This is a genomic window from Streptococcus sp. HMSC078H03 (assembly GCF_001808655.1).
Classification (GTDB): Bacteria; Bacillota; Bacilli; order Lactobacillales; family Streptococcaceae; genus Streptococcus; species Streptococcus salivarius_G.
Map to the genome: position 1 here is coordinate 154,551 of NZ_KV794113.1, position 13,377 is coordinate 167,927.

Genomic DNA, 13,377 nt, shown 5'->3' on the forward strand with positions numbered 1-13,377 from the left:
CTTCACTCTTTGGTGTTTCTGATGCTGAAGTCTCAGAGACTGGATTATTGACTGGCTTTGGCTCAGACTTTGTTGGAGAAACTGTTGAAACAGCTCCAACAATCGTCGCCTTATTGTCAATCGTATTATTTGATATACGGATTTCTCCATTACCATTGTCACCCATCTCAAAGTTTTTAGTAATCACTGGATCAGCCAAGGTATTCAATAGTTTATTATCGTAGACATCGACATTCTTGATTGTTCCACGAACTTGTTGGAAATCAATCGCACCACGATGGAGGTTATAGAGGTCATTAGTTGTCCCTGAACGTAGAATGGTATTGTCATGAATCTTAATTCCAGCATCATTGAGGTCAAAATTGTGACCTGCAAAGACTGTGTTCACACGAATACCTGCTCCAGCAAAGACGTCCTTGATGAGGTTTCCTGAGATTTCATGACCCTTACCACCAAAAATACCGATACCAGCCGCACGCCAGCCTGATTCAATGGTGTTGTTGAGGAATTTATTATTTTCCTCGGCTGCGGCATTTGTCCCATCTGAAATACTTGACCAGATAGCCAAACCATCATCACCATTCCCACGGATGTTAGAGTTTTTTACCGTTGAATTCTTGGTTCCTTGAGCAAAGTTAATACCATCAGCCAAGTTATTACGGATACGAGCGTTTTCAATAACAAGACCGTCCGTATACTTCATATTTCCCGTCTGGTCGTAGTCTCCAATCCACATACCAACTTCAAAATGCTGAACCCAGATGTCATGAATTTTCGAATCCTTGCCAAGTGTTCCCGAAATAGCCTTGTACTGTGCATCCTCGTTATAACGAGAGGTCAAGTTGGAATCCATATAAAGATTGCTCAACTCAATACCATTACTATTATGACCGAAGACAATTCCACCACCATAGCGTTTATCACTTGTAAAGTGCAGTTGTGTATGCCAAACACCAGCACCTGAAATTTTTAGATTATCAGCTTCGATATTAACTTGTTTGTCGAAATTGAAACGTCCCTCTGGAATATAGACAGATTTTCCGCTAGCTTTAGCTTCCTCAACAGCCGCAAGTAGGGCAGCTGTGTCATCACTATCATCATTGGCAGATGCACCCTTATCCACAATACTGATGCTATTTTCACCTTGGGCAACTGGCGCTGGAGCCTGTTCTAGCTCAATAAAATCAATACCATAAGGGACATTGTCATCTTTCTTCTTAACCAAAGAAATCTTATCACCAGATTTCAATTGGATGTCCTTGAGGAGAAGACGTGTCTCATCAAAACGGAAGCGTGCACTTGATCCATCAACGACTTGATCATATTCGTGGTCACCTTTAAGGTACTGCCATGCTGAGTGAGATGACAAATCAAGATTACCAACGCTTGAACCATTAACCTGCACATCCAACTGACCTGATGCACCATCAGGTATTGTATAACGCACATTCAAAGCATTGGCTGGCTCGGTGACATTGAAAGTAACTGCTGCATCTTTTTTAGGAAGCTCGACATAAGTTTGGTTCGTCGCTTCCACGGCCGTAGATTCCATGTCAGTTGACTGTTGGATTGTAGCTCCATTTTCGATAGTCGCATTTTCTGCTTCATGAGTCGTGTAAGGCATTTTGGCACCGTAGGCATCTGTGTTATACTCCTTGCCTTGTCCTTGACCCTCAGTCGCATTGGTTAAGACATTTGCTGACGTTCCTTGATTTTGAGAGGTGCCTGTCTCAATCACTTGATCGATGGTCGGAGTCTGCTCAGCTGCTTGAACAGTCCTTACCTGAGGTTGAGACGGCATAATATTGGCAGGCTGAGAAGCTTGCACACTCTCTGATGCTAGCTCTGAAGTCGCCAACTGAGCTGTTGAAACCGCTTGAGGGGCCTGCGCTTGATTTGAAGCATCAGTCAAGTCACTAATCGATTGTGCCTCGTCAGCCTGAACTGCTTGCCCATTGGCAAGGGCCATGAAGCCAATCAAAGCCGATGCTGCCCCAATGGAATATTTTCGGATGCTGTACTTTGGTTTTGTTTTACTTTCTCTAAACAAGTTAATTCTCCCGATACTTTTTTTCACAATCTCTCCATTTTAGTTTTAAGCTATTCTCGAACTAAAAACAGAGACTCTTAAATATTTGATGTACTTAATGATGCTGTTGTTTCTTTAATCCAAAACAAACCAAAACAAATTATAAGTCATGAGAACACAAAATAAAAGGCTAAGTAATCCATTTTAACAAGGCCTTAACAAAAATGTCATATTAGAAAGTTCAGTTATTCATTTCTAAATTATAGTCTAAAAATGTCGCACAAAAAGGTAATTTCTTTCACGTGTAAGAAAGAGAAAACTCTAAACTTCCATAAAGGCTTATTTAGCAAGATTTATCGGCTAAAACAATCAAATTGTATTAAATCTGTTTTCTCAGATTTATGTCAAACGTTTGACAGTCTTTTTTAATTTTACGATTCAAAGTATTATTTTCCGAATGTTTAAGTATTACAAATGTTAAATACCCAAAAATAAAAAAAGAGACAAAAACTGCCTCTGACTTTTCAAATAAATGTTTATTCCTAACTGATTCTTACGATAACAATGTCTCTAATTCTTCAACCGATAAACCAGTCACATCCGATACTACTTCTAACGACAGACCTTTTGACAGCATCTTACGAATCAGTTCTAGTTGTCCCTCATAACGACCTCGTTCTAACCCTTGTTTAAGTCCACGCTCTAGTCCTTGCTCTAACCCTTGTTCCAAGCCTTCTTCACGTGCTTCATCGATAGCTGTTTCCATAGTCATGTCATAATTTTCTTGAATACGTATGCGTTCATCAATCATCGCCTTTTCCTCCTGTGTCCAGCTGGATGAATCCAGTAATGAATCGGCATGCGTGACCGCTTGACTAGGTTCCTTAGAAAATGGGAGATTTCCAAAAAACTCTAGCCACTGCCGCCCTTCATCCGTAATATGTTTATCTTTATTATACTTATCCAACTCTAAAAAGGCAATCTGAAGAAGGTCCTGACGTTTTCCGTCCTTATAGTAAGAATTCAAAGGCTTGCCCGTCCGACTATTGGCCATCCAATATGTATTAATCGGGGACTCCTCATCAGGCAACAAGGTCTTTTCCAAGATAGCTATGCCATAGACTGGCTCCATCTGCTCGTACATCTTATGCGTCTGTCCTTGTTGGCGTATTTGTTGTACATTTTCCACCAGCTGGTTAGCCAAATAATAATGAAAACGATTGAGAAAATAATGCTGCTTACGCACCTGAATCTCAATAATGACCTCAGTTCCATCATTCAACTTAGCCCGAACATCCACCGAGGTTGAAAAGAGCTCATCCTTATCAAAGTCCTTTTTATGAAGCTGTGTCCCCTCCAAAATCTGAGCATCCACAACATCCAAATCCAAAATATCTCGAATAAAAGCCACCGTCACCTCAGGCAAGCTGAAAATCTTTTTAGCCATAATATCCAAGGTCGGTGAGACATGCTTGTGTCTTTTTTCCATTTACCTCTCCTTAAGAAAAAATAGAGGGTTGGCCCCTCTACTTCTATCTATTCGGGAAAAGTTTTTAGATAGTACCTATAAAAGCCATTAAGAAACCAAATAATAGTTCACTTTCAAGTCTCTAAATTGATCATAACCCAAATACTCATCGTTCTGAAGACGACCTAAAACAATACTAGGATGGATACCAATCTCATCAGCAAATTTCTTAATCGCTTGTTTATCAAAGCAAGCCTCATCTATAAATCTTTGATAGTCATTCGGGTCAATAAGTAAATCTTTTGCGAACTGGTCTGCTAGTTCCTCAGAACGTTTATAAGAGTCAATATCTCCATCATCAGACGAAAAGTCATTCTGAAGAATATGACCAATCTCATGGAAAAGTGAAAACCAAAAAATATCTGATGCTTTATTACGATCTGTTAATAACAACAAGACACTACCGTTTCCAAATTTCTTTGTTGCACCATTTAAATTAGCATTTGCTAAAGCAGGAAGGCCCACTAGGACAACTCCACACTCTAGCAAGATATCGGTCAACTCTTGAGCAAAATCCTTTGGATCTTGTCTCGTCAATTCTCTCAAAGTCGGTAAGCTTCTCTCTAACTTTCTGCGATTAAGCTTCGTAGTCGTTTTATTACGAGCTTTTTTAGATGCTAACTCTAACATGATATTGGAATTAACGATACTCTTTTCGGTAAAGTCACGTGTATTACGATAACTCACTAAATGGTTAAAAGTCAGGAGATATTCTAGACTCGATACTTCTAGAATCTTCCGAAGCTCTGTAATCTTTTCACCGATACTATAGCGCTTCTCTGGAACGTAGCCTTTTTGCTTAAAATACTTAAAGTCAATCATCTCGCAGATTTCCTTCTCTCGGCCTTGTTCAAGCTCTCTTTGTTCTACAATTTCAGCCACTTTCACATCATAAATGCTTTGAAGGTTGAGCCAAGTCTGCATAGAAACACCACTTAACTTGGCTAACTTATGAGCTGTCTCCTTACTAATAGACTCCTCAGCATTAACTAGCTTGCTGACAGTCTTGGCAGAGACTCCCAAACGCTCCGCAAATTCTTTCTGAGTTACGTTATAGTCCTCAATTAAGTCTTCAACATACTGACCCGGATGAAAAGCAACCAGGTCTTTGTACTCAACCACTTTTTTACTCATAATGATTGCTTACCTCCTCTATTTTCAAGATTTCGATTTCTACCGGACTAGAAAATACCTTCTCAAGATCTTCCTCCCGAAATCCTACAATCAAACGATAGGAACTCCTTCGACCATCTATATCTAAAGCAAACTGTCCATTTCTCTTTCCCTTTAATTGGTGAAAATGATACTTAGGAAAAGCCGTCACACTAGCCAAAGAATCCGATACTTCCAAAAGGTTAATCAACTGGTGTAACTTTAATGCAACCTTATCCGAAAAATCCTTTTTCGCTCGCCTCAGCTCAGTGCACTGTTTCTCAACAGTTTTATTGGTATAGATAAGCTTCATAAATTCCTTTCTGTTCGATTTAAATTACCTTTTTGGTAATTTAATATTATCAAATTCATAGAAAAAAGACCAGTTAAAACTTCATTTGACTGATCCTTCTTTTATCATTTAACTAATAAACTACCCCTTAAATGCTTCCACAAAAGCCTTGAGTTCTTCGTCTGCTTCTGGTGTCGTTCCATGAAGCTGACCAAGCATGTCAAGGAGTGATACTAGTCCCAATACTTTTCAAAATGTGCTTGTGCGTTATTATTACTAAATAATACTCTTACTTTAGCAATAATATCTTCTTTAGTTTTACCATTAAGGTCAGCTTCTAAATCGTCGATTGAATGTGAATTAACATCAAATAATTTTTTAGCTTCAGCATCATTTTTAAATAAAACACTAGGAGATATGTTATTAAACTTCGAAAAAGTTTCAAAAATTCGACGAATAGGATTTAACATAAAATCTGGTTTATCTTGTTGATAAAGCCATCTCAATTCTGTCCATAGAGCATCATAGCTAGTTTTTAAATCTTTATCTTGAGTTTCGATTGGTAAAATCTTACTTTTCCCATCAATCTTTTTAAGATGTAAAGTCAACTTAGTCTTAGGTGCCTTCCTCCACCAATCGTATCTTACATTTAGGTAGAAATGAATATTATGAGTTAAAATAAATAATTGTTGATTCTCAGATAAATTATTTATCAAATCTTGTAAATACGATATTATTAAATATTGTGTTGTATCATCATTTGAATTCATCGGATCATCGAAAATAATAATTTGTGGGTTTTCTGTATTTTTGGATGGATTATCCAAATCTGCTAAAAACCACAAAAATGATACAATATTCTTTTCTCCTGTACTTAATGTATCTACATCTCGAGTGCTACCATCAATATTTTTTATCGTATACTGCCCTTTTTGTTCACCTGAAACTAAGACTAACTGAAACGAATGATTGCCTAAACTTCTTAATGCTTTGTTAATTCTCTCTGCAGCGATACTTTCGTCTATAGTCTGTGAGATAAGGTCAGCTTTTTGTTTCCTTAAAGCAATCAAATTATTCTGATTGATTTGAAACTCATCTGCCAGTCTTTCCTTTTCTTTACCTAAATCCTTTAAATCAGAAATCTCCTGACTATAGTCCATTCCAGATAACTCAATATTTACCAAATTGAGTCTCAACTTATTTTTGGCTTCTTCTTTTTTTATGGTTAAATTTTGACCGTATTTTTTATTTTCTACATAAATTTTACCATACTGTCCCTTAATAAATTCAAAACTATCCGGTATTTTATAAGATATTTCAGACATAGTTGTAAAAAGATTAGACTTACGTTTTTCCAAAGTTTCAATAAGAAAATCTAGGAATTGAGTATACTCTTGAATCAATTTCAAGATAGAAGTATTCAAAACTGAAATTTGTTCACGATAAATAGGATAGAACTGAGAAGGTTCAATCACGTTTATTTTACTAATCTCATATTTTTTAGATCTTAAATGTTCGATAGCACGTGATAACCTTGTCTCAAACTTTTTAACATTATCACTAAAATAATGATTTAATTGGTCCAAACGTTGTTCAGAAATTGGATTGTTGCAAAACGCACAAACATCTCCCTTCTCATGATAGTTCAAACCTTGTCTAACCCAGTTTTGTTCCTCAATTGTTGAAAATTCTAGTATGATACTTTTTACTAGCTCTGTTGTGATAATTTCATTTGTAGCTTCTAAAAATCCGCTTACATCAACATTTGGAAATGATTGTTTTGTTTCAATCTTAATCTCTTCTTGATTCATTAATTGTTGAAGCTGTTCTGTCTCAGTATCACTTAAGAGAACACTTGAAACACTGTTTTCAATACATTTTATATCCTTTTTGAAGTTTCGAATATCATAATAAACTCCAGTTAAATCAGTGTGCTCTCTTTTTAGTTTACTAGCTGAGGAGCTAAAATTATTATTTATAGATTTTTCTTGTTCTTTATATTCTTTTTCCTTAGATTGATACCTCGCATAAAGATTATCTGGTCTACTATCATTAGCAATAAGGTCTTTCTCTAATTCAGAAATTTGAAGACTTACCTGATCAATTTGAGGTTGTATACTAGCATTTTCTCTACCTAACGAAATCGCATTCAATACTGAATTTTCCGCCACAGAATCAAATCCTTGAAAAATTCTTACATCATGAGTAGCGTGGAATAAATCAGATATTGTCTGAGTGATAGTTGATTTCCCTGTTCCGTTTTTTCCGTAAATAAAATTTTTTTGCTTTAAACCGCTATATGTAGCATTAAAAAACCGATCTGAAGGAAGTTGCAATTCGGTAATCATCATTTCTCCTTTATTTACTTAGCTATAAATGATCTACTTCACCTTCACCTGTCCATTCATCAGCATTGGCAAGAGCCAATCACGAAGTTGAGTGAGTCCTTGGTTTTGTCTACTTCTATTTTTGATTTCTCTATCAAACGATTTTACTGATTGGTCAAATTTCATCAATAGTTCATTTGGCGGATAGACTAATTGTAATGAGTAAAGGTCATCTTTAGTAATTGAACCAAATGTAGTCCCTACAGAATTCCTCATATCAAATAGCTTTTTAAAATCTTGCATAACATTAAAAATATAGCTATTTACTCCTACTTTACTATTAATAGCCGCTAAACCTCGACCAATACAACATCTTGTATCAGCGATATTCAAAGTCCCCACAGGTGCTCTAACACTTAACAAGATATCATCTTCTTCAGCTATCCTAGACGGTTCAGTTGTGTATTGTCTTGCCACAGGAAATCTCCAACCAAAATCTGTCGAACCCTGAAAAAATAACATTCCCTCTCCAACTTCATTATAAGAAGTTCCTTTAGGAGATTGTCCCATTGTTATATTAGCAATATCTCCCAACTTCTCCACTCCCCATCCCTCTGGGATTTCGCGTTTGAGTTCTGGGTTATAGACCATCTTTCCGCCTGATGATTTGTAGGGTTTGCCATTCTGGTCTGGGAAATCAAACTGCAAAAACCAGTAATCATAGAGAGTCTTAGCCATGGCTTCCAACTCTTGGTTGATTTGGTTGTTGATTTCAATCTTGGCATCAATTTTTGAAAGTATTGAAACCATTTTACGTTGTTGGTTTAAATCCAATTCAACTTTAAATCTCAAATTATCAAAATAAGTTTTATTTAGAATTGGAATTGCTGTACTACCTGATGCAGCATTTCTAAATACAGCATAGTTATTTTTAAAAAGATAATAAATATAGTCAGAATCAAAATTTTCATTAACTATAATAGAATTTATCTGCTGATTAGTAACTGAAGGCAAACTATTCTTTGCCACTTTTCCCATAGCTGAGCCTATACAAGTAACCATAATACTATCAGAAGAAATGATTTTATCTTTTAGACGGTCTGAACCTAAACGTGATAAGTATCTTTCTGACCTACTTATGTATTTTTTCTCAAAGGAATCGGACGGAGTAATAAAAGGTACTTCATCTCCAAAATCCTCAGGATATTGAGACGATGGTGTTTTCCCAGTTATTGTTTTCCCTAATTCTGATAAACTTACTTCTTTCCACTCACTCATACTTCAACCCCTTCATTTGCTCTTCAATCTCCAGCTCCAATGCATGTGATTGCTGAAAAAGGTCTGAGAGTTTGTCTTGAAAGGCGGTCATCTTGGCTTCAAACTCTTCTGCTGTGATATCTACATAGTCAATCTTGATGTCAAAGTATTGGCCTGTGCTGAGAGAGTAGTTTTTCTCCTTGATATCCTCATAAGAAACAGTGACAGAAAAGTCCTCGACGGCTTCTTTCTTGATAAAGGTCTCGACGATCTTCTGCTCTTCCTCAGGAGAAAGGACAGTCTTTTGGTTCTTGCCTTCCTTGACCTTGGTTCCGAGGTTCGAGGCATCGATGAGGACGACATCGCCCTTGTTTTTCTTATCAATAAAGAGGATAGAAACGTTGGTACCTGTCGTCGCAAAGATATTAGACGGCATGGAAACGACACCAGCCAGCATTTGATTGTCAACCAAGTGTTGACGGATTTTCTTATCAATCCCTGACTGAGCCGTGATAAAGCCTGTCGGTAATACAACTGCTGCTTGACCATCTGGTTTTAAAGAATAGATGATATGCTGAACAAATAGTTCATAAATCGCCATCGAATTCTTTTTATTTTTTGGTGTTTTAGGCACTCCTGCAAAGAAACGCTCACTAGCTTCTGGCAAGGTCTCCACTTGGTCACGCCACTCTGAAAAATCCAACTTGAAAGGAGGGTTGGACACGATATAGTCCATCTTTTCAGGATGACGATTACGTAAAATGGTATTGCCTTCAACGATATTATGGATGGAGTGTTGAAGTCCATTCAAGATGAGGTTGAGACGAAGGAGATTGGATGACTTTTGTGAGATATCCTGACTGTAGACAGTCGCCTTATCCACACCGATACGACTCGCAAGATTCATGAGCAAAGTTCCAGAACCAGCAGACGGGTCATAAATACGCACGTTTTGAGGTTTATCATTTCCCACCAAGATATAAGCGATAATCTTAGCGACAGAGTGAGGTGTGTAATACTCGGCATAGGTCCCACCGCCGTCTTTGTTGTAGTCCTTAATCATATACTCAAAGATGGTAGAGAAAAAGTCGAAACCTTGGGAAAAAATAGCCTCATCGAACTTGACACGAGCAAGGAGATTGATGATAGATTTTGCAACCTCGTTACGCTTACTGCTATCTGAAATGTTATCAGTAATCAGGCGCTCATTAAAGAGACGAACAGTTGTATCTCCTTCTGTATGGACAGAGAAGATATCATTGTTGTCAATGGCAATTTGATTGAGTGTGTTTTCAAACGTCTCATAAAAATCGGATTCGTTTTGCTTGCGATGGAGCGTTTCGATGAATTGATTTGGCTTCATCCAAGCTGTTGACGTCCCGATATCCTCTAGGAGCCAATCATAATCCTCGTCACTCATAGATACTAGATGGTCATAAGTGTTTTCTGAATCGACGTTTTGTGCTTCATAGAGAAACTTGTCATTCAAGAATTTGTACAAGAAAGATTGAGTAAGGAGCTTGTACTCTCCTGCTTCACCGCCTAAACCAGCGTGGGTAAAGACTGCTTTCAAATCGTCTACCAAGTCTTGGACTTGGACCTTATATTGTTCATTCATTAGTTTTGATATTCCTGTTCGTATTCTTCAAATAAAGATTCAACAAGATTGTTGAAGTCTTGTTTTGTCAACCTTTCATTTCCAGTTGATTCTGTGTTTTTCATTTCTTTGCGTGCTTGTTCACGAATCATTCGTTTCAAAAAATCATTGTTATCAAGGACACCTTGATTTAGACCAATTTGATAATCTAAATTAGCTTTTGATCCTTTGATCACATGGAAGATAACTGGAAATTCACTTACCACGGTTGAGTTGGTAACATGTTTGAAAGAGCGAGCTGCCATTTCATCGCCATTGAAATTCATAGCTAGTCGTCGCATTCGGCTCTTATAATCTTCAAATGCGTCGAACAGATTTTGATACTCAGTCTGAGTTTCTTTGATATTCTCCATTGTGAGGCCTTCCTGCTCATAAATCATATGTTTCTTCATGATTCTACGAAATTCCTCATAGAGATTTACCCATTCAGGGTCTTTTTCATCTGGACGACCGTTAATCCCACCTGCAACTCGTTTGCGAAGCTCGTAGAGATCATTCGCTGCTAGTCGTAACTCCTCTTCTGCGATTTTAACGAAACTAAATGTCGTATCAGACATTGCTAGATTAAGCAAGGTTCGACTCGAGAATTCATCAGGTTTTTCCATAAGTGAAAGATTCAACAAACGTCTTGAAATCACGTTCAACAAAGTCGATACCTGGTTAATATCAATCTTACTTAGAAGTTCACGATGTCCTAAAAGTCGAGCAACATTATAAAATTGCTTCATCGCTTCTAGCGCTTTCCGTAACTCGATAAGTTGATGTCTATCTCTCACTTCATCAATAGTTTGAGAGAAGAACTCTAGATTCTCAGTTGGATAATTCATCAAGATTGTCTCTGATTTTTCAAGCTGTTTACTAATTTCATCTGCTGAAACAAAGAGAGAACCAAAAACATTTTCAACATCTTCTCCTGTGTTTTTTAGATCATATTCCTGATTAAGCTCCTCCAAATAAGCGCGATTGGTTTTATCAAATTCTTTCGAAATATCTGCAAAGTCAATCACATATCCAAATTGATAATCCTTATATGGACGATTCACACGTGTCAATGTTTGAAGTAAGTTATGAGCCTTGATTTTGCGACCTAAGTACAATCTTTTCAACCTAGGTGCATCAAATCCTGTTAGTAACATCGAATATACAATAACAAGATCGATTTTACCTTCTTTATAGCTTTCTACACGATCTTTCTTGTACTCTTTGTCTCCTTCATCATGAAGGATTAAAGCTGATGTGATATTTGTCTCCCCACGACTTCTGCGTTCTTCTAATTGCTTTTCAATCTCACGTGCTTGTTTAGATGAATCACAAACAATCATTCCACCGATGGAATCATCATTGAAGACAACATCACGTGCTCTATTGAAATCTTCCAGAATGAAATCCAACATTGGTGAGACATAACGTGGATGAGCAAAAATATCATCTTTTGAAAGATCTCCACGCAAAATTTCTTCATTGATGGTTTGAAGAGTCTCTTTATAAGAGGTTTCAATATCTTCACGCATCAGACGAAGTGTAAAACCATCATCAATCGATTGATTGTAGTAGTATTTATGGATATAATCACCAAAAATATCACGAGTCGTTGCATGACTTTCCTTGGTTTTACCATCTTTTTTATATGTTATTAGGGGCGTTCCAGTCAGTGCAATCTTAATAGCATTTTTATCTGCATTGTATAGATTTGGGAGATAGGAGCCTTTCTCATTATATGAACGGTGAGCTTCATCAATAAAATAGACATTTTGACGATTTAAATCGTAGCCTGAATGATCTGTTAAATCTGAATTATCCTTAAATTTTTGAATATTAACGACAGCAACTTGATAAGAATCATGTTTTTCATTCAATTCTTGTGGACGGTTAATCCTTTTTACTTTCAAACCACGTTTAGTAAACTCTCGCGTAGCTTGATCTGCAAGATCCAAGCGATCAACTACAAAATAAAACTGAGGCACGATTCCTTGTTTTGAGAAATAATTTGTAAGGTACCTGATATTAAAATAAGACAAGGCAGTTTTTCCAGACCCTTGTGTATGCCAGATGACACCTTTCTTCACTCCTTTTCCAATTGCATCCTTAATTGCTTTTGTTGCAAAAAACTGTGGATAACGCATCACATGTTTTTGCAGCTGAATAGTGCCATCTTTTGAGCGTTCTTCTACATAAGCTAATCCATAGCGAAGCAAAAACAATAATCTTTCCTTTTGATAGAGTGATGAGATAAATGTATTACAAGGTGTACTTGGATCTTGATTGGTCTTAAATTCTGGCTGAGATTTCAAGGCAAATCGATTAACATCTTTTAATACTGCATCAATCTCCTCTTCACCTAAAGAATGTATTGAATAAATTAGCTCCTCTTCTCTTTCTTCCTTAAATGCATTGAATTTAGTTTTTGAGAATGCATTTGAACAGTAAAAGGACCCTTGCTTTTGTTGACCTTGACCACTGATATAAGGTAAATTATCTGAGAATGAAAACAATTGGGTAATATTATTGAAACGACGAAATCTCCTATTCTCAAATCTAACAGCTGTTCGTGATTGCTCAGATTGAATAGCGGTCTTACCATCACGAATGGCATTAGGTTGTTTCACTTCAATATATGAAAGTGGCAAGCCATTTATAAAAATGACAATATCAGGTCTAAACTCGTCTCCTCCATTTTGACAGGTTACCTCTAAAGCAAGGTGAAATGTATTATTCTTAGGGTTTTCCCAGTCAATATAAGTTGGACCACTATTACTTACTATACGTTTATAAAAAGCACGGCCTAAATCATTTTGATCTAATTCAATCTTGATATTATTGAGTTCTCTTTCAACATCCAAATCAGTTGCATAATTGTTGAACTTTAAAAATTGCTCTCTAAAGATTGAAATTAAAATATTTGTTTCAGGATCTCTTCCCATAATCTCCTTACCATTATGAGCAAGATATGTATACCCCAAACGCATTAAGTGTAAGGCTGCTGGAATCTGAACCCTAGTTAATTCTGAAAACTCTCTTCTAGAAACCATTGTTTCACCTCTCCGTCCTGTCGTAATCCCTTACATTATAGCATTTTCACGGTTTCTTTCATAGTTTTGGGAAAATTCAAACAAAAAAACACAGCTTGGTGCCATG

Annotated in this window: 8 protein-coding genes; all 8 read right to left on the reverse strand. The window is 36.8% G+C overall.

Translation table 11 applies throughout. The features are described from left to right. Positions 1-2,077, reverse strand: a 2,077-nt coding sequence (locus tag HMPREF2607_RS10630; protein WP_398584103.1) for a YSIRK-type signal peptide-containing protein, incomplete at its 3' end; no start/stop codon positions are given. A gap of 505 nt (positions 2,078-2,582) precedes the next feature. Further along, positions 2,583-3,518: an Rpn family recombination-promoting nuclease/putative transposase gene (locus HMPREF2607_RS06615; RefSeq protein ID WP_070476398.1), complete on the reverse strand. Its 936-nt coding sequence runs from the start codon at positions 3,516-3,518 to the stop codon at positions 2,583-2,585. Positions 3,519-3,605: 87 nt separating this feature from the next. After that, on the reverse strand, positions 3,606-4,691 hold the full coding sequence (locus HMPREF2607_RS06620) for a HigA family addiction module antitoxin (protein WP_070476400.1): 1,086 nt from the start codon (positions 4,689-4,691) through the stop codon (positions 3,606-3,608). Beyond that, complete coding sequence (locus tag HMPREF2607_RS06625; protein ID WP_070476402.1) at positions 4,684-5,022, reverse strand: type II toxin-antitoxin system RelE/ParE family toxin; 339 nt, start codon at positions 5,020-5,022, stop codon at positions 4,684-4,686. Before HMPREF2607_RS06625 ends, HMPREF2607_RS06620 begins: the two co-directional genes overlap by 8 nt. Before the next feature lie 212 nt (positions 5,023-5,234). Next, positions 5,235-7,349, reverse strand: a complete 2,115-nt coding sequence (locus tag HMPREF2607_RS06630) for an AAA family ATPase (RefSeq protein WP_070476404.1) — start codon at positions 7,347-7,349, stop codon at positions 5,235-5,237. A 33-nt stretch (positions 7,350-7,382) separates the two neighbouring features. Beyond that, the gene (locus HMPREF2607_RS06635) at positions 7,383-8,606 is read right to left on the reverse strand and encodes a restriction endonuclease subunit S (protein WP_070476406.1); all 1,224 of its coding nucleotides are present in this window, start codon (positions 8,604-8,606) and stop codon (positions 7,383-7,385) included. Further along, positions 8,599-10,203, reverse strand: coding sequence for an HsdM family class I SAM-dependent methyltransferase (locus tag HMPREF2607_RS06640; RefSeq protein WP_070476408.1), 1,605 nt, complete (start codon positions 10,201-10,203; stop codon positions 8,599-8,601). Before HMPREF2607_RS06640 ends, HMPREF2607_RS06635 begins: the two co-directional genes overlap by 8 nt. After that, positions 10,203-13,271, reverse strand: a complete 3,069-nt coding sequence (locus HMPREF2607_RS06645) for a type I restriction endonuclease (protein WP_070476409.1) — start codon at positions 13,269-13,271, stop codon at positions 10,203-10,205. The genes HMPREF2607_RS06640 and HMPREF2607_RS06645 overlap by 1 nt, the downstream gene beginning before the upstream one ends. Positions 13,272-13,377 lie beyond the last annotated feature (106 nt).